This window comes from Streptomyces sp. NPDC002309, from assembly GCF_053593375.1.
The window spans coordinates 57840-73753 of sequence record NZ_JBSFCI010000004.1 but is presented as its reverse complement, the minus strand read 5'-3'; the positions used below and the strand labels follow the sequence as shown (position 1 = coordinate 73753).

The 15914-nt window shown below is 70.9% G+C and carries 16 protein-coding genes, 1 pseudogene and 1 riboswitch; of the genes and pseudogenes, 14 read left to right on the top strand and 3 right to left on the bottom strand.

Going from position 1 to position 15914, the window contains the following annotated elements; genetic code table 11:
- Nucleotides 1-297: 297 nt before the first annotated feature.
- Nucleotides 298-428, top strand: a riboswitch (FMN riboswitch).
- 143 nt (nucleotides 429-571) lie between these two features.
- The 9 genes from ACWCPM_RS04850 (at nucleotide 572) to ACWCPM_RS04810 (ending at nucleotide 7890) form a co-directional block, all read left to right on the top strand.
- Nucleotides 572-1174 (top strand): riboflavin synthase, encoded by a 603-nt coding sequence (locus ACWCPM_RS04850; protein WP_450974708.1) that lies wholly within the window; start codon nucleotides 572-574, stop codon nucleotides 1172-1174.
- On the top strand, nucleotides 1171-1815 hold the full coding sequence (locus tag ACWCPM_RS04845; protein WP_450974707.1) for a nicotinamide mononucleotide transporter family protein: 645 nt from the start codon (nucleotides 1171-1173) through the stop codon (nucleotides 1813-1815). Before ACWCPM_RS04850 ends, ACWCPM_RS04845 begins: the two co-directional genes overlap by 4 nt.
- Nucleotides 1812-3110 carry a bifunctional 3,4-dihydroxy-2-butanone-4-phosphate synthase/GTP cyclohydrolase II gene (locus tag ACWCPM_RS04840; protein ID WP_450974706.1) on the top strand — a complete coding sequence of 433 codons (1299 nt, stop codon included), beginning with the start codon at nucleotides 1812-1814 and terminating at the stop codon, nucleotides 3108-3110. The genes ACWCPM_RS04845 and ACWCPM_RS04840 overlap by 4 nt, the downstream gene beginning before the upstream one ends.
- A 20-nt stretch (nucleotides 3111-3130) precedes the next feature.
- Nucleotides 3131-3616, top strand: coding sequence for a 6,7-dimethyl-8-ribityllumazine synthase (gene ribH, locus ACWCPM_RS04835; protein WP_450974705.1), 486 nt, complete (start codon nucleotides 3131-3133; stop codon nucleotides 3614-3616).
- 34 nt (nucleotides 3617-3650) lie between these two features.
- Nucleotides 3651-3923, top strand: coding sequence for a phosphoribosyl-ATP diphosphatase (locus ACWCPM_RS04830; protein WP_048458133.1), 273 nt, complete (start codon nucleotides 3651-3653; stop codon nucleotides 3921-3923).
- A gap of 51 nt (nucleotides 3924-3974) precedes the next feature.
- Nucleotides 3975-4823, top strand: a complete 849-nt coding sequence (gene hisG, locus ACWCPM_RS04825; RefSeq protein WP_450974704.1) for an ATP phosphoribosyltransferase — start codon at nucleotides 3975-3977, stop codon at nucleotides 4821-4823.
- 15 nt (nucleotides 4824-4838) lie between these two features.
- Nucleotides 4839-5282: a PH domain-containing protein gene (locus tag ACWCPM_RS04820; protein ID WP_450974703.1), complete on the top strand. Its 444-nt coding sequence runs from the start codon at nucleotides 4839-4841 to the stop codon at nucleotides 5280-5282.
- A gap of 206 nt (nucleotides 5283-5488) precedes the next feature.
- Nucleotides 5489-6814: a hemolysin family protein gene (locus ACWCPM_RS04815; RefSeq protein ID WP_450974702.1), complete on the top strand. Its 1326-nt coding sequence runs from the start codon at nucleotides 5489-5491 to the stop codon at nucleotides 6812-6814.
- Complete coding sequence (locus ACWCPM_RS04810; protein ID WP_450974701.1) at nucleotides 6811-7890, top strand: hemolysin family protein; 1080 nt, start codon at nucleotides 6811-6813, stop codon at nucleotides 7888-7890. The genes ACWCPM_RS04815 and ACWCPM_RS04810 overlap by 4 nt, the downstream gene beginning before the upstream one ends.
- Nucleotides 7891-7929: 39 nt before the next feature.
- On the opposite strand, the gene ACWCPM_RS04805 is transcribed toward ACWCPM_RS04810, so the two are convergent.
- Complete coding sequence (locus ACWCPM_RS04805) at nucleotides 7930-9789, bottom strand: AAA family ATPase (RefSeq protein WP_450974916.1); 1860 nt, start codon at nucleotides 9787-9789, stop codon at nucleotides 7930-7932.
- A gap of 435 nt (nucleotides 9790-10224) precedes the next feature.
- Nucleotides 10225-10881, bottom strand: a complete 657-nt coding sequence (locus tag ACWCPM_RS04800; protein ID WP_450974700.1) for a uridine kinase family protein — start codon at nucleotides 10879-10881, stop codon at nucleotides 10225-10227.
- A 160-nt stretch (nucleotides 10882-11041) separates the two neighbouring features.
- Here ACWCPM_RS04800 and ACWCPM_RS04795 point away from each other — a divergent pair, with 160 nt between their 5' ends.
- From ACWCPM_RS04795 to ACWCPM_RS04780, 4 genes are all read left to right on the top strand, one after another.
- Nucleotides 11042-12418, top strand: a complete 1377-nt coding sequence (locus tag ACWCPM_RS04795; protein ID WP_450974699.1) for a peptidase C39 family protein — start codon at nucleotides 11042-11044, stop codon at nucleotides 12416-12418.
- Between the two features lie 206 nt (nucleotides 12419-12624).
- Nucleotides 12625-12792: a hypothetical protein gene (locus ACWCPM_RS04790; protein ID WP_450974698.1), complete on the top strand. Its 168-nt coding sequence runs from the start codon at nucleotides 12625-12627 to the stop codon at nucleotides 12790-12792.
- A 307-nt stretch (nucleotides 12793-13099) separates the two neighbouring features.
- Entirely contained in the window at nucleotides 13100-13240 is a 141-nt protein-coding gene (locus ACWCPM_RS04785; RefSeq protein WP_450974697.1) for an SCO1431 family membrane protein, read from the top strand.
- A gap of 65 nt (nucleotides 13241-13305) precedes the next feature.
- On the top strand, nucleotides 13306-13965 hold the full coding sequence (locus ACWCPM_RS04780) for a TetR/AcrR family transcriptional regulator (protein WP_450974696.1): 660 nt from the start codon (nucleotides 13306-13308) through the stop codon (nucleotides 13963-13965).
- Nucleotides 13966-14031: 66 nt separating this feature from the next.
- On the opposite strand, the pseudogene ACWCPM_RS04775 reads toward ACWCPM_RS04780, so the two are convergent.
- Nucleotides 14032-14283: pseudogene (locus ACWCPM_RS04775) on the bottom strand (chitinase); the annotation flags it as partial.
- A 334-nt stretch (nucleotides 14284-14617) separates the two neighbouring features.
- Here ACWCPM_RS04775 and ACWCPM_RS04770 point away from each other — a divergent pair.
- A complete protein-coding gene (locus tag ACWCPM_RS04770; RefSeq protein ID WP_450974695.1) occupies nucleotides 14618-15790 on the top strand; it encodes an acyl-CoA dehydrogenase family protein in 1173 nt (390 codons plus the stop codon).
- The last annotated feature ends 124 nt before the right edge of the window (nucleotides 15791-15914 follow it).

Genomic DNA, 15914 nt, shown 5'->3' with positions numbered 1-15914 from the left:
GGTGACCGGGGGACTCACGAGGTCCAGGCCGGCGGCGGCGAGGAGAGCAGGTCTGGATCGGTGACGTGAGGGGGACAGCACGATCGGTTCCTCTCCACGGAGTTGCGCCGACCCTAGAGAGGACTAGACCAGTGCGTCAATAGGTCTGTACCAATTCCCAAGCGGACGTCCACGTGCGGGAGTTGGAGCACGTCCCGGCTCGCCTGAGAAGTCCAGTGACGCGCTCTGTGAGCCACCCCACATCACCCTCCCGCATGGACGCCGATCGGTCGTGGCACACTGGCCCTGTACCAGTAGCAGCGCACTCCGGGGTCGGTGAAAGTCCGAACCGGCGGTTACAGTCCGCGACCCGGTCGCCTCCAGCGGCCGGTTGACCAGGTGAAATTCCTGGACCGACGGTTAAAGTCCGGATGGGAGGCAGTGCGCGGCGAGCGGGCATTCGTGCGCGCCGCCGACCGTGATCGTCCTCGTGGGGCGCATCCGTCCGGCGTCGTCCCGGTGTCCTCGCTCGTGATTCTGTCGTCTCGACAGCCCCGGAGTCCGTGCCCGAAATGGCAGGAGGACCCGGGAAGTGTTCACCGGAATCGTCGAAGAGCTGGGCGAGATCACCGCCGTCGAGAACCTCGGCGACGCCTCTCGCTTCCGGCTCCGTGGCCCCGTCGTCACCGAAGGGGCACAGCACGGCGACTCCATCGCCGTCAACGGCGTGTGCCTCACCGTCGTCGAGCACGAGGGCGACGAGTTCACCGCCGACGTCATGGCCGAGACCCTCAAGCGTTCCAGCCTGGGCGCTCTCGCCGTCGGCTCCCGCGTCAACCTCGAACGGCCCACCGCCGTCGGTGCCCGCCTGGGCGGCCACATCGTGCAGGGCCATGTCGACGGCACCGGCGCCGTGCTGGAGCGCACCCCCTCGGAGCACTGGGAGATCGTCAAGATCTCGCTCCCGGCGGACCTCGCGCGTTATGTCGTCGAGAAGGGCTCCATCACCGTCGACGGCATCAGCCTCACCGTCGTCGAGGCCGGCCAGGACTACTTCACCGTCAGCCTGATCCCCACCACCCTCGCCCTGACCACGCTCGGCCTCAAGGGGCCCGGCGACCCGGTCAACCTCGAGGTCGACATCATCGCCAAGTACGTGGAGCGGCTGCTGACCGGTCAGGGGACCGGCCGGTGAACTGGCTCAACTCCGAGGCGTTCGGACTCTTCGGCCAGCACATCAAGTGGTCCGACATGATCGGCAACGTGATCGGCCTGATCGCCCTGGCGCTCGGCTGGCGCCGCTCGATCTGGACCTGGCCCGCCCAGTTCCTCTCCGGGCTGATCCTCTTCGCCGCCTTCGCCACCGCCCACCTCTCGGGCAGCGCCGGCAAGCAGATCGTGGTCATGCTCGTCGCCGGCTACGGCTTCCGGCAGTGGAACCGCGGCCGGCAGCAGGCGCAGGACGGCTCGATCGCCGTCCGGTTCGCCACCTGGCGCGAGCGCGGCGTACTGCTCGGCGCGGCGGCGCTCGGCACCCTCGCGGTCGGCGGGCTGTTCACGGCGTATCCCTCCCTGTCCTGGGACCCCTGGCCGGACGCCTACATCTTCGTCGGCACCGTCGTCGCCATGTACGCCCAGGCGCGCGGCATGGTCGAGTTCTGGTTCGCCTGGCTGCTCGTCGACCTGGTCGGCGTGCCGCTGAACTTCGCCAACGGCTTCGCCTTCTCCGGCTTCGTCTACGTCATCTACGGCGCACTCGTCCTGTGGGGCATGCGCGACTGGTGGCTGCGCTCCCGCAGGGACACGCGGCCCGTCCTGGAAGGAGCACCGGCATGACCACGGCCCCCGTCCTGCACGGCACCGAATACGCCGAGGACCTCACCGACCTCACCCTCGACCCCGTGGAGCAGGCCGTCGCGGACATCGCGGCCGGCCGCCCGGTCGTGGTCGTCGACGACGAGAACCGCGAGAACGAGGGCGACCTCGTCATCGCCGCCGAGATGGCGACCCCCGAGATCGTCGCCTTCATGATGAGCGAGTGCCGCGGCCTGATCTGCGCCCCCATGGAGGCCGAGGAACTGGACCGGCTGCGGCTCCCGCAGATGGTCGAGGACAACACCGAGTCGATGAAGACCGCCTTCACCGTCTCCGTGGACGCCTCCGCCGCCTACGGTGTGACCACCGGCATCTCCGCCTCCGACCGGGCGGCCACGCTGCGGCTGCTCGCGAGCGGCACCGCCGAGCCCACCGACCTCGTCCGCCCCGGCCACATCTTCCCGTTGCGCGCCCGGTCCGGCGGCGTCCTCACCCGCAACGGCCACACCGAGGCGGCGGTCGACCTCGCCCGCCTCGCGGGCCTGCGCCCGGCCGGCGCCATCGTCGAGATCGCCGGCGAGGACGGCGAGATGCTGCGCCTGCCCGAGCTGATCCCGTTCGCCCGCAAGCACGGCCTGACGATCATCTCCATCGAGGACCTGATCGCCTACCGCCGCAGCGCCGAGCCCACCGTCCGCCGCGAGGCCGAGACCCGGCTCCCCACCGTCCACGGCACCTTCACGGCGTACGGTTACCGCTCCGTGGCCGACGGCGTCGAGCACGTCGCCCTCGTCCACGGCGACCTCGGCGACGGCGAGGACGTCCTGGTCCGCGTCCACTCCGAATGCCTCACGGGAGACGTCTTCCACTCCCTGCGCTGCGACTGCGGCCCCCAGTTGGAGGCATCGCTTCAGCGCATCCAGGCCGAGGGCCGGGGTGTGGTCGTCTACCTGCGCGGACACGAGGGCCGCGGCATCGGCCTGCTGTCCAAGCTCCGGGCCTACGAGCTCCAGGAGCGCGGCCGGGACACCCTCGACGCCAACCTGGAGCTGGGCCTGCCCGCCGACGCCCGCGACTACGCGGCCGGCGCGCAGATCCTGGCGGATCTCGGGGTGCGCAGCGTGCGACTGATGACCAACAATCCCGAGAAGACGGACGCGCTCGTCCGGCACGGCATCGACGTCACCGAGCGCGAACCGATGCCCGTGAAGGCGGGCGAGCACAACATCCGGTACCTGCGCACCAAGCGGGACCGGATGGGACACGACCTGCCCTGGCTGGACACGCCCGGCGTGACCACCTGCGGCAACCAGTAAGAGAAAGTCTGAGGAGCAACGTGAGCGGCAAGGGCGCACCGGAACTGTCCGTACGCAACGTGGGTGACCTTCGGGTCGCCGTCGTGGCGGCGCAGTGGCACGAGAAGGTGATGGACGGTCTGGTGGACGGCGCGCTGCGCGCCCTGCACGATCTGGGCATCGACGAACCGACCCTGCTGAGGGTCCCCGGCAGCTGGGAACTCCCGGTCGTCGCCAAGGTCCTCGCGGACCGCGGCTACGACGCGGTCGTGGCCCTCGGTGTCGTCATCCGCGGCGGCACCCCCCACTTCGAATTCGTGTGCCAGGGAGTCACCCAGGGTCTGACTCAGGTCTCCGTGGACACCGGTGTCCCCATCGGCTTCGGCCTGCTGACCTGCGACACCGAGGAGCAGGCGCTCGACCGGGCGGGCCTGGAGGGCTCCAACGAGGACAAGGGGCACGAGGCCGTGACGGCGGCGGTGGCGACCGCGGCTACGCTCCGTTCAGTATCCGAACCCTGGCGTTAGGCCGGGCGGCACAAGCCGTAGAGTGGGCGTCACCATGTCCAAGAAGACGTTCGAGGAGCTCTTCACCGAGCTCCAGCACAAGGCCGCCCACGGCGATCCCGCCACTTCCCGTACCGCCGAACTGGTCGAGAAGGGCGTCCATGCCATCGGCAAGAAGGTCGTCGAGGAGGCCGCCGAGGTCTGGATGGCCGCCGAGTACGAGGGCAAGGAGGCGGCCGCCGAGGAGATCTCGCAGCTGCTCTACCACGTCCAGGTGATGATGGTCGCGCGCGGGATCTCCCTCGACGACGTCTACGCCCATCTCTGAGCCCCGCCCCCAGCACCCGTCGAAACACCCCGAAAGAAGGAAGCCGACCTCATGCTGCGCATCGCCGTCCCCAACAAGGGTTCCCTCTCCGGCCCTGCGGCGGACATGCTGCATGAGGCCGGCTACCGGCAGCGCCGGGAGTCCAAGGAACTGCGGATCGTCGACCCGGTGAACGACGTGGAGTTCTTCTACCTCCGCCCCCGGGACATCGCGATCTACGTCGCCTCCGGGCAGCTCGACATCGGCATCACCGGCCGTGACCTGCTGGTCGACTCCGGCGCCGACGCCGAGGAGATCCTGCCGCTCGGCTTCGCCCGCTCCACCTTCCACTACGCCACCAAGCCCGGCACCGTCGCCTCCCTCGAGGACCTCAAGGGCACGACGATCGCCACCTCCTACGAGGGCATCGTCGCCCGGCACCTCGCCGACAACGGCATCGACGCCTCCGTCGTCCACCTGGACGGCGCCGTCGAGACGGCCATCCAGCTCGGTGTGGCCCAGGTCATCGCGGACGTCGTCGAGACCGGCACCAGCCTGCGCAACGCGGGCTTGGAGGTCGTCGGCGAGCCGATCATGCAGTCCGAGGCCGTCGTCATCCGCCGTACCGGCGCGGACGGCGAGGAGTCGAAGGTGCAGCAGTTCCTGCGCAGGCTCCAGGGCGTCCTGGTGGCACGGACCTACGTGATGATGGACTACGACTGCCGCGTGGAGCAGCTGGAGAAGGCCGTCGCCCTCACCCCCGGCCTGGAGTCGCCGACCATCTCGCCGCTGCACAACGAGGGCTGGGTCGCCGTCCGCGCCATGGTCCCCGCCAAGGACGCCCAGCGCATCATGGACGACCTGTACGAGATCGGCGCCCGGGCCATCCTGACCACCGCCATCCACGCCTGCCGCCTCTGAGGGACACCGCACCCCATGTCGGACCTGCCCACGCTGCCCGTCACCTTCCGGCCGGGCCGCACCCGCGCCGTGCTGCTCGCGGCGGCCGGCGTGACCTTCGTCGTCCTGTCGGCGGTCGCGCTGCTGCTGGACCGGCTCAGCCCCGGTGAGCGGCTCAGCTTCATCTTCACGGCCGCCCTGCTGGCCGGCGTCGCCGTGATGCTGGCCCGCCCGAAGGTCGTCGCCGACGAGAGCGGCGTCACCGTCGTCAACTTCGCGAGCACGCGCCGCCTCGCCTGGGCGGAGATCGTCCAGGTGCATCTGCGGGTCGGCGACCCATGGGTGTTCCTGGACCTCAGCGACGGCACCAGCCTGGCCGCGGTCGGCATCCAGCCGGGCATCGCCAAGGCTCAGGCCGTGGCCGACGCGCGGGCGCTGCGGAGCCTGGTCGAGGCCCGTTCCGGGGAACACCGGGCCTGACTCGGAGCACTTCACCCTGCCGAATCGGCCGGTGTCTTGATTAATCTGTTGGCGGAGGCGTTTTCGTGACGCCTCCGCCCCTGTTGTGCCGCCCCGGCGCGCGGGGGGTTCCTGCGACCCGAGGAGTGACCCTCTCCGGCGATGGACGGATCGTCCTGCAGTACCTGCGCCGCCCCCTGCCGACATAGCGCGGAGGCGGCGGCACCATGACCCTCCCCTTGCTGCTTCTCGCAGCCGCGTTCCTGCTCATCCTCGCCAACGGCTTCTTCGTCGCGGCCGAGTTCGGCCTCGTGACGGTCGACCGCCCCGACGCCGAGAAGGCCGCCGCCGAGGGCGACCGACGGGCCCACCGGGTGGTCGAGTCGCTCAAGGAACTGTCGTTCCAGCTCTCCGGCACCCAGCTCGGCATCACCATCACGTCCCTCGTCGTCGGCATGCTCGCCGAACCGGCCCTCGCCGCTCTGCTGGACGGTCCGGTCACGGCCGTCGGCATCCCCGACGGCGCGGTCTCCGGCGTGGCCGTGGCCATCGGCATGCTGCTGGCCTCGGCCGTGCAGATGGTGGTCGGTGAGCTGGTCCCCAAGAACTGGGCGGTGTCCCGCCCCCTGCAGGTCGCGCGCTTCGTCGTCGGCCCGCAGCATGTCTTCGCACGCGTGTTCAGGCCGGTGATCGCCGCTCTGAACTCCGTCGCCAACCGGCTGGTCCGCGCCCTCGGTGTCGAGCCCACCGAGGAGCTGGCCTCCGCCCGCACTCCCGAGGAACTCGTGTCCCTCGCCCGGCACTCCGCGCGCGCCGGGGCACTGGAGCAGGACACCGCGGACCTCTTCGTGCGCACCCTCTCGCTCGGCGAGCTGACCGCGCAGCACGTGATGACCCCGCGGGTGAAGGTGAGCGCCCTGCAGTCCTCGGCGACCGCCCAGGACGTGGTCAACCTCACCCGGGCCACCGGGCTGTCCCGCTTCCCCGTCTACCGGGACCGCATCGACGAGGTCGTCGGCATGGTCCACCTGAAGGACGCGCTCGCCGTCTCCGCGCCCGAGCGGCTGCGCACCCCGGTCGGCCGGATCGCCAGGTCGCCGCTGCTGGTCCCCGAGACGCTGCCGGTCCAGCCGCTGCTCGCCCGGTTGCGCAGCGAGCAGCCCATCGCGGTCGTCGTCGACGAGTACGGCGGCACCGCCGGTGTGGTCACACTGGAGGACATCGTCGAGGAGCTCGTCGGAGAGGTCCGTGACGAGCACGACGGACACGACCTGCCCGAACTCGCGTCCGCCCCCACGGAGGACGGCCGGCCCTCCTGGGACGCCGACGGCAGCTGCCGGGTCGACACCCTGCGGCGCATCGGCCTCGACGTGCCCGAAGGGCCCTACGAGACGGTCGCCGGCCTCGTCGCCGATCTGCTCGGCCGTATCCCGGCCGTCGGTGACCGCGCCGAACTGCCGGGCTGGCGGCTGGCCGTGCGCCAGATCGGGCACTACCGCGCCGAGCGGGTACGCATCGTGCGCACCGCCGTGGTGAGGGAGGCCGTGCGATGAGCGTGCTCCAGCTTCTCTTCGCGGCCCTGCTCGTGCTCGCCAACGGCTTCTTCGTCGGCGCGGAGTTCGCGCTGGTCTCGGTCCGCCGCAGCCAGATCGAACCCCTCGGTACGACCCGGGCCCGCCAGGTGCTGTACGGCCTGGAACGGCTGCCGCAGATGATGGCCGCGGCCCAGTTCGGCATCACCGTCTGCTCCCTGACCCTGGGCGCGGTCGCCGAGCCGACGGTGGCGCATCTGCTGGAACCGGTCTTCGCCTGGGTCCACATGCCGCACGCGATGATCCATCCGCTGGGGTATGTCATCGCCCTCGCCACCGTCGTCTTCTTCCACCTCGTGATCGGCGAGATGGTCCCGAAGAACCTGGCGATGGCGGCGCCCGAGAGGGCGGCGCTGTGGCTGAGCCCCGGGCTGGTCGCCTTCGCCCGCGTCTGCCGGCCGATCACGGTGGCCCTCGGCGCCTGCGCCCAGGGCATGCTGCGGCTCTTCCGGGTCGATCCCAAGGACGAGGTCGAGTCGGTGTTCACCAGCGAGCAGCTCAACCGGCTGGTGGAGGACGCCGGGCAGGCCGGACTGCTCGCCCCCGAGGAGGCCGAACGCCTGGAGGACGCGCTGGAACTGGGCTCCCGCCCGGTCACCGACGTGCTCCTGAGACGCGAGGCGCTGGTCACGGTCAGCCCCTCGGTGACGCCCGGCCGGATCATCGAACTCACCGCCCGCACCGGGTACTCCCGCTTCCCGGTGACCGCCGGGAGCGGGGCCTTCATGGGGTACCTGCATGTGAAGGACGTCCTCGATCTGGAGGAGTCGGAGCGGGCCGTACCGCAGCAGCTGTGGCGGCCCATGACGACGCTGCGGTCCGATCTGCCCCTGGACGACGCCCTCACCGTCATGCGCCGCGCCGCGACCCATCTGGCGCAGGTGGCGGACGGCTCCGGGCGGGTGCTGGGGCTGGTCGCCCTGGAGGACGTACTGGAACTGCTGGTCGGCGAGGTGACGGACCCGGCGCATCGGGAGCCGCCGCCCGCGCCTGCGGTGTCCGGGCCCCGCTCGGGCGAGGAGGTACTGGCCGGCTGAGCGGGCCGGCCCGCGCCGCGTGCGAGACCGCGGGACCCGTCACATGGCCGACGGGTCCTGCGGCCCCCGGCCCGACAGCACCTCGCCGTAGGCCTGCATCAGGTCCGGCAGCCGCAGCGTCGCCAGGTCCTCGCGCGAGGGCACCCCCGGGCAGGTGGACAACCGCAGGTCCCGGTACGCGCAACTCTTCTCGTACAGGGTCCGCAGGAACCGCCCGTTGCCCAGCTCGTCGATCCACCCCTGGTCGACCACGTGCCCGGCGATCGACCGCAGCTCGTCCAGGGACTCCTCGTCCCACGCGTCACCGTTCTCCGCGGCCAGCACCTCCCCGATCGCGGTGAGTTCGAGGGGACGGTACGAGGGGAAGTCCACGCGGGTCGTGAAGCGGGAGGACAGCCCCGGGTTCGCGGCGAGGAGGCGGTCCATGCCCTCCGGGTAGCCCGCCAGTATCACCACCAGATGGTCCCGGTTGTCCTCGGCCCGCTTCAGCAGCACCTGGAGCGCCTCGTCGCCGTAGGCGTCGCCCTTGCCGTAGCCCGAGTTGGACAGCGAGTACGCCTCGTCCACGAAGAGCACACCGCCGAGCGCCGAGTCGATCAGCTCGTTGGCCTTCACCGCGGTCTGCCCCAGGTACTCGCCCACCAGGTCGGCCCGCTGCGCCTCCACGAGGTGGTCACCGCCGAGCAGCCCGAGGGCGTAGAAGACCCGGCCCAGGATGCGGGCGACGGTGGTCTTGCCGGTGCCGGAGGGGCCCGAGAAGACGAAGTGCCGCTTGGGCGGCTGCACCGGCAGTCCCTGCCCGGCCCGCAGCCGGGCCATGTTCAGCTGTGCGGACAACGCCTTGACCTGGCGTTTCACCGGCTCCAGTCCCACCATGCGCTCCAGCTCGGCGAGCGCCTCCTCCAGAAGCCGGGGATCGGTCGGGCCGGCGGGCAGCGGCTGGGAGGACAGTACGGTCCGCTCCCGTACCGCCGGATCGGTGACCGACGGCGGGGGACCGGTGGGCGGCCCGGAGTCCGGGAGCCTCAGGTCCCTGCTCTCGGTGCCGAACAGCGGATCGAGCACGTCGGGCCCGTCGACCACGTCCCCGGCGCCGCTGAGCGCGACCGAGGCGAAGTCGGCGGAGTCGTCGTATCCGTCGCCCTCGGCGATCGCCGCGAGCCGGGCGGAGGTGTCCATGAAGGCCGGGTCGACGCGGTGCACCGCCCGGTACAAGGGGAGCGCCGCGGCGGAGCGGCCGGTTCCCTCGTGGGCGCGGGCGAGCCAGTAGCGCAGTTCCTTGCGCTGTGGCTGTTCACTGCGGCAGCGCATCAAGGCCGCCGACAGCAGCGGTTCCGCCTGCCCGTACATCTCCATGCGGACCCGGGCCATGCCGCCGAAGAGACCGGCCTCGATGCCGAGCAGCGGATCGTCGAGCAGCGGGTCCGTGTGCCGTGCGAGCTGCTCCCAGTCCTTGACCAGATAGGCGCGGCAGGCGTGCAGGAAGCGCACCTGGGGGTCGGTGTCGATGGGCGGCAGGCCCGCGAGGGCCCGGTCCAGCTCCGGGACGTGGCGGCCGTCCAGCCAGTGGGAGGCGTGCGCGAGCAGCAGGTCGCGCGGGCTCTCCAGTACGGGTTGCACCCACCAGCCCAGCCAGTACCAGGAGTTGAGCGTGCGCCGGTGCCGGGTGCGCTGTTCGCCGAAGCGGTCGCGGTGCCGGAACATCTTCAGCAGCGCGGTCGTCGTGTCCACCCGCAGCGCGTGCAACCCGAGCCAGCCGTCGGCCATGGCGGGATCCGCCCGCACCGCCGCCCGGAACTCCTCCTCCGCCTGCGGATAGGCGCCCATGGTGTACGCGTCGACGCCGCGCAGCCAAGCCAGGTCGGCCGGGGCCTCCGGGCCCTGCGTGCCGAAGTCCATCCCGTCCCCCCACAAACCGTGCCCCCGCTGGTTCACCGTCGGGCCGTCGCCCGTCGGCCGACCGATGTCGAACCGCTGTGCTGCGGACCGGAGTTGCTGGCGGCGCGAGGAGCAGCCGTCCACGGATCGCACCGAGGGCATCGTACCGTCGGGTCGCTGCCCGCCGTAGGGTGCGGTCGGGGCCGTTCGGCGAGGTGGGAGCGGATGCGGCCTGACGCGGACGGTGACCGAGGGTGAGCGGATCGCGTCTCGGAGCGTCTGCCGGAGGTGAAGGAGAGCAGAACGAAGCCCCCGATCACGGGGGAACAACCGGGGGCTTCGCGTCCGACGGCGGCCTCCATCGGCCGCACATTGAGAACGTAAGACCTGTACGACCCCTCGGTCAAGCCGAGTTGAGGCAGTCGGCCGAGTTCCACCGCACGGGTCTTCACAAGTTCAGCACATTGCGGATGGCCCGTCACCGAGCGTCACATCCTGGTCCGGACCAGGTGGTCGTCCAGGTCCCGGGAGCACCTCGTACCCCGTGGGCAACGGGCGCACCAGCAGGTCGGCGAAGGGGCGGGACGGGTCCTCGTCGAAATGCCGCCGTTCCGCCGCGACCCATCCGGCCCAGAACTCCAGCTGTTCCTCCCCGTCCCGCAACTGCCCCCGCGCCCAGGCGTCCTCGTGCGGAAACTCCAGCCACAGCAGATGCGCCAGGGACGGACGCAGATCACGCCGGCCGGCGCCGACACCCTCGACGAGAACCACCGGCGCAGGGGGCAGCGGGCGGGGCGGACCGAATTCGCGGGTCCGCCAGTCGTAGGGGGTGTAGTGCGCGCTCTCTCCTCGCGCGAGGGGCTCGATCACCTGGCCCGTCAGGCGCCCGGTCCAGGCGAACAGCTCGTCGTGGCTGGCGATGTCGTCGAGGTGCAGCACGGGGGCGCCGCCCAGCGCGTCCGCCAACTGCCCCGCGAACGTGGTCTTTCCGGAGCCCGCGTGGCCGTCGACGCCGATCAGGCGGACGGGGCCGCAGGAGGGGGGCAGGTCGCGCAGCAGGCGGGCGAGGCGGGGCAGCGCGGCGGCCGGGGCAAGGGGGTACGAGTGCGACACGTCCCCATCATCTCGCAGCTCATGCCACTGGTCCCTACCAATATTGCCGGGCGTGGCATGCCCCGAAGCGCTGGCAGCGGCGGCTTCCTGCGGCCATAGTTGGCGCACACATCCGTGCAGTGGACCTGCCCCCGACTCGGACCCTGGGAGTCATCCGCCCATGAGCAGAGCCGAACAGCCGTCCCGCAGAGCCCTCCTGGCCGCAGCGGTAGCCGCCGCCGTCGCGGGCAGCGCGGGCCCGGCGGTGGCCACCCCGTCCGCCGATGCCGAGGACCCGGTGACCGGCGGCCTCACGAAGCCGCCGGCCCGTCCGGTCGACAACCGCTTCTGGACGACGTACGCCGACTGGCGCGCCGGATCCACCCAGGGCACCCGGGCCGTCGACGGCACCCGCCCCGGCGTGGTGATCGCCTCGCCGGCCGGCACCACCAGCTACCCCGATCCCCACACCGGCACGACCTCCACCTGGGAGTACGCGACCTGGACCGGCCCCGTGCACCGGCTCACCGTCCCCGCGACGGAGGTGATCGCCTCCTGGAACGCGCACACCCCGGCCGGCACCTGGATCCAGGTGGACCTGCGCGGCACCTACTCCGACGGGACGGACACGCCCTGGTACGTCATGGGCCGCTGGGCCGCCGGTGACCAGGACATCAAGCGCACGTCGGTCGACGACCAGACCGACGGCCGGAGCACCGTCTGGACGGACACCTTCTCCGTCGACGCCCCGGAGTCGGGTCTGCGCCTGACCTCGTACCGGCTGCGTCTGACGCTCTACCGCAAGCCCGGCACCCGGGTCACACCGACGGTCTGGCGGGTCGGCGCGATGGGCTCCGACATCCCGGACCGCTTCACCGTCCCCGCCTCCACACCGCGCCTGTCCAAGGAACTGCTTGTGCCGCGGTACTCGCAGGAGATCCACAAGGGGCAGTACCCGGAGTACGACAACGGCGGCGAGGCGTGGTGCAGCCCCACCTCCTCGCAGATGATCGTCGAGTACTGGGGCGGCCGGCTCAGCAAGGAGCAGCTGTCCTGGGTCGACCCGGCCTTCGGTGACCCGCAGGTGTGCCACGCGGCCCGGTACACCTACGACTACCAGTACGCCGGCTGCGGCAACTGGCCCTTCAACGCGGCCTACGCCTCGACCTTCCCGGGGCTGCAGGGCGTCGTCACCCGGCTCGGTTCGCTCACCGACCTCGAAGTGCTGATCGCGGCCGGCATCCCGGCCATAACGTCCCAGTCGTTCCTGGAGAACGAGCTGACCGGCGCGGGCTACGGCACCTCGGGCCATCTGATGACCGTGATCGGCTTCACGGACGACGGCGACGTGATCGCGAACGACCCGGCGTCGCCGAGCAACCAGGCGGTGCGGCGGGTCTACGACCGGCGCGAGTGGGAGAACATCTGGCTGCGCACGAAGCGTTACAACGCGAACGGCGAGGTCAGAAGCGGTACGGGCGGGGTCTGCTACATCTTCTGGCCGACCAAGCCGTCACCGAGCCGGCACCGCGCGCTGCGGTCGCTCGGCCTGCTGTGAGCCTGTACGGCCCCACGGCCGTCTCGACGACCTGACGGCAGCGCTCCTGGCCGTCCTGCGTGAGGTGGCCGTACCGGTCCACCGTGACCTTGATCGAACGATGTCCGAGCCGGCGAGACACCTCGTGGACGGACACACCGTGAAGGGACGAGAGAACGCGGTTCTCTCGTCCCTTCAGCGCGAATCCGTGGAACAAAGGGTCAATCATGAATAAATGGACGGCATGTGGGGCCATCTTCGTAGGCGCCGCGCTTCTCACCCTCTACCTGTCCGAAATCATCACCACCGTCCCTTACTCGATCTTCGCCGTCATAGCCGGCACGGGTCTCGTCGTCGACGGAATCCGACGGGTGCTGCAGCTCAGGCGTCCCTGATCGACATCAGAACCGCCGCCACGCGAACGGCGAGGTCAGAAGCGGTGCGGACGGGGTCTGCCACCTGTGCTTCCCGTCGCGTCCGACCGTCGGCCGGCGGCTCGCGCTCGCCGCGCGGTGGGCGTGCGCTGACGTCGGCGGCGAGTCAGGGCCCGCCGCCGACGCACCGGCCCCGACGGTCCCCCCGGCTTCCCGTCCGGGGCCGTGGCGCTGTGACCAACGTCTCGGCCGTAAATGCCGCTCATCGTGGCAAGGTGGACAGATCGGTGGGGGGAGTCCACCGCACGCACGAGATCAGCGAGAGATCATGAGCGCACAGTCAGTCACTGCCGACCGCGTCCGTACCGGCGGCCCCAAGGACGACGGCCCGAAGATCGTCGAACACATCGCGGGCTGGGCCCTCGTCGTGGTGCTCGCGATGCTCGTGACGCAGGTGGGACTGCTGTGAACTGACCGGTGGACCGAGCTGACATACTGCGCTTGTCCCGCCGCCCGTTGGAACCAGGGTCGAAATTGAATATCAGCCAGCAGCGCGACGCCGCCCGGCCCAGGGCGCGCGGCACCGAACGATCGGTGGCGCGACGCGCCGAACTCATCGCCATCGGGCGGAGGCTGTTCGCCGACACGTCGTACGACGCGCTCTCCATGGACGACATCGCCCGCCAGGCCCATGTCGCCAAGGGGCTGATCTACTACTACTTCCAGTCCAAGCGGGGTTACTACCTCGCCATCGTCCAGGACTCGGTCACCGACCTGGTCACCTTCGCCGCGGGCGGCCTGCAGCTCGCCCCCGTGGACCGGGTGCACCGCACCATCGACGGCTATCTGCGCTACGCCGAGAACAACCACGCCGCGTTCCGCACCATCGTCAGCGGCGGTGTCGGCTTCGACACCGAGGTGATGGCGATACGGGACGGGGTCCGTGAGCTCATGGTGGCCACGCTCGCCGAAGGGGCGTACGGGCGGCGGGAGATCGCCCCGTTGGCGCGGATGGGCCTGCTCGCCTGGGTGTGCGGTGTCGAGGGCGCCACCCTCGACTGGATCGACCGCCCCGACCTCACCCGCGACACCATGCGCGAACTGCTGGTCAAGACCCTGGGCGGCGCCATGCGGGCGATCGAGGAGCTGGACCCGTCGTACCCGGCCCCGGAGCCGGCCCGTCGGGACGCCTGAGACCGAACGGGCGAGTGCGCAGGCCCAGGTGGACCTCCGCCCCCCGCCCGCGTTCGTCCGCTGCTTGATCGCCTTGATCAGTTCACCGTTCGCGGTGTCCCCGCTCAGCTCCCGGAAGAACGTGCCGCCCAGCCCCTGCTGGTTCTTGTGCGTCATCTTGGCCGCGATGGTCGCGATGGTCGCGGGGATGTCGTAACTCCGCCAGTTTTTGCGGCACTTGGCGTACGCGGTGTCGGCCGCCGTGCCGTTATCCGGGCACATGGTCCTCAGCACCTTGCAGTCCTCGCTCCCAGGCTCATCGGTTCCCGCCGCGGGGCCGGCGGTTTGGAGGACGGGACGCCGAGTCCCTGGAGAGGGGCCCGTCGATTGTCATGAACGCACTAAAACGCGGTTGATTCGTCACAGCAGGAGGACTGGACCAGCGGGGTCAATGGTGCGGACCAAGCGTGCGCCGCGGGGAATTCACGAAGTGAGCGTCCGTTAACCGGTGACGTGGTGCGTCCGATCGGGCATACTCACAGCGCGCAGCCGCTGGTCAGCAGCTTTCGTGACCCGGAAGCAGGAGCATCGGCCGCATCAGTGAGACCCCGGCGGAGCCGCCCACCCATGACGTGCGCCCGCCGCAGCGCCCGACAGGGAGGAGAGCGTCGCCATGCCCGACCGCGCCCCGCAGCCGGTGGACCGGCTACTGCCCACGGACGAGGCCCGGGATCTGATCTCGCTCGTCCGCGACATCGCGCAGCGTGAGATCGCCCCGCACGCGGCCGAGGAGGAGGACGCCGGACGCTTCCCGCGCGAGGTCTTCACCCTGCTCTCCCGGTCGGGGCTGCTCGGCCTGCCGTACGACTCCGAGTACGGCGGCGGCGACCAGCCCTATGAGGTCTACCTCCAGGTCCTCGAAGAGCTCGCAATGGCCCGGCTGACGGTCGGCCTCGGCGTCAGCGTGCACACCCTCGCCTCCTACGCCCTCGCCGTCTACGGGACCAAGGAGCAGCAGGTCGAGCACCTGCCCGCGCTGCTCGGCGGCGGTCTGCTCGGCGCGTACTGTCTGTCCGAGCCCGCTTCCGGCTCCGACGCGGCCTCCCTGCGTACCAGGGCCGTCCGGGACGGCGACGACTGGGTGATCACCGGCACCAAGGCATGGATCACCCACGGCGGTGTCGCCGACTTCTACACCGTCATGGCCCGCACCGGCGAGGACGGCCCGCGCGGGATCACCGCCTTCCTGGTGCCCGGCGACGCCGAGGGGCTCAGCGCGGCGGCGCCCGAGAAGAAGATGGGCATGAAGGGCTCGCCCACCGCCCAGGTCCACCTCGACGGCGTGCGTGTCCCCGACGCCCGGCGGCTCGGCGAGGAGGGGCAGGGCTTCGCCATCGCCCTGTCCGCGCTGGACTCCGGCCGGCTCGGCATCGCGGCCTGCGCGATCGGCGTGGCGCAGGCGGCGCTGGACGAGGCCGTCGCGTACGCCGCCGAGCGCAGGCAGTTCGGTCGTCCGATCGCCGACTTCCAGGGGCTGCGCTTCATGCTGGCCGACATGGCGACGCAGATCGAGGCGGGCCGCGCCCTGTACCTCGCGGCGGCGCGGCTGCGTGACGCCGGGCGGCCCTTCGCCCGGCAGGCGGCGATGGCCAAGCTGCACTGCACCGACACCGCCATGAAGGTCACCACGGACGCCGTGCAGATCCTCGGCGGTTACGGCTACACCGCGGACTTCCCGGCCGAGCGCTACATGCGTGAGGCCAAGGTCCTCCAGATCGTCGAAGGCACCAACCAGATCCAGCGGATGGTCATCGCCCGTCACCTAGCGGGTCCGGAGACGCGCTGAACTGACCGGGCCTCACCAGGGGCGCCGCCAGCCGGATCCATTCCGGGTCGTGGTGCCCCGGCAGCGTGCGGCCGCGGTGCGCCCAGGTGCGCATCAGGTCGAGGTAGATGGGCGGGTCGGGGAG

Bases quoted from the DNA above. Each gene is read 5' to 3' on its own strand.
- ACWCPM_RS04815 (WP_450974702.1), top strand. From the start codon at position 5,489: ATGACCCTCCCCTTGCTGCTTCTCGCAGCCGCGTTCCTGCTCATCCTC.
- ACWCPM_RS04805 (WP_450974916.1), bottom strand. From the start codon at position 9,789: ATGGACTTCGGCACGCAGGGCCCGGAGGCCCCGGCCGACCTGGCTTGG.
- ACWCPM_RS04770 (WP_450974695.1), top strand. From the start codon at position 14,618: ATGCCCGACCGCGCCCCGCAGCCGGTGGACCGGCTACTGCCCACGGAC.
- ACWCPM_RS04820 (WP_450974703.1), top strand. From the start codon at position 4,839: ATGTCGGACCTGCCCACGCTGCCCGTCACCTTCCGGCCGGGCCGCACC.
- ACWCPM_RS04810 (WP_450974701.1), top strand. From the start codon at position 6,811: ATGAGCGTGCTCCAGCTTCTCTTCGCGGCCCTGCTCGTGCTCGCCAAC.
- ACWCPM_RS04790 (WP_450974698.1), top strand. From the start codon at position 12,625: ATGAATAAATGGACGGCATGTGGGGCCATCTTCGTAGGCGCCGCGCTT.
- ACWCPM_RS04785 (WP_450974697.1), top strand. From the start codon at position 13,100: ATGAGCGCACAGTCAGTCACTGCCGACCGCGTCCGTACCGGCGGCCCC.
- ACWCPM_RS04795 (WP_450974699.1), top strand. From the start codon at position 11,042: ATGAGCAGAGCCGAACAGCCGTCCCGCAGAGCCCTCCTGGCCGCAGCG.
- ACWCPM_RS04830 (WP_048458133.1), top strand. From the start codon at position 3,651: ATGTCCAAGAAGACGTTCGAGGAGCTCTTCACCGAGCTCCAGCACAAG.
- ACWCPM_RS04840 (WP_450974706.1), top strand. From the start codon at position 1,812: ATGACCACGGCCCCCGTCCTGCACGGCACCGAATACGCCGAGGACCTC.
- hisG (WP_450974704.1), top strand. From the start codon at position 3,975: ATGCTGCGCATCGCCGTCCCCAACAAGGGTTCCCTCTCCGGCCCTGCG.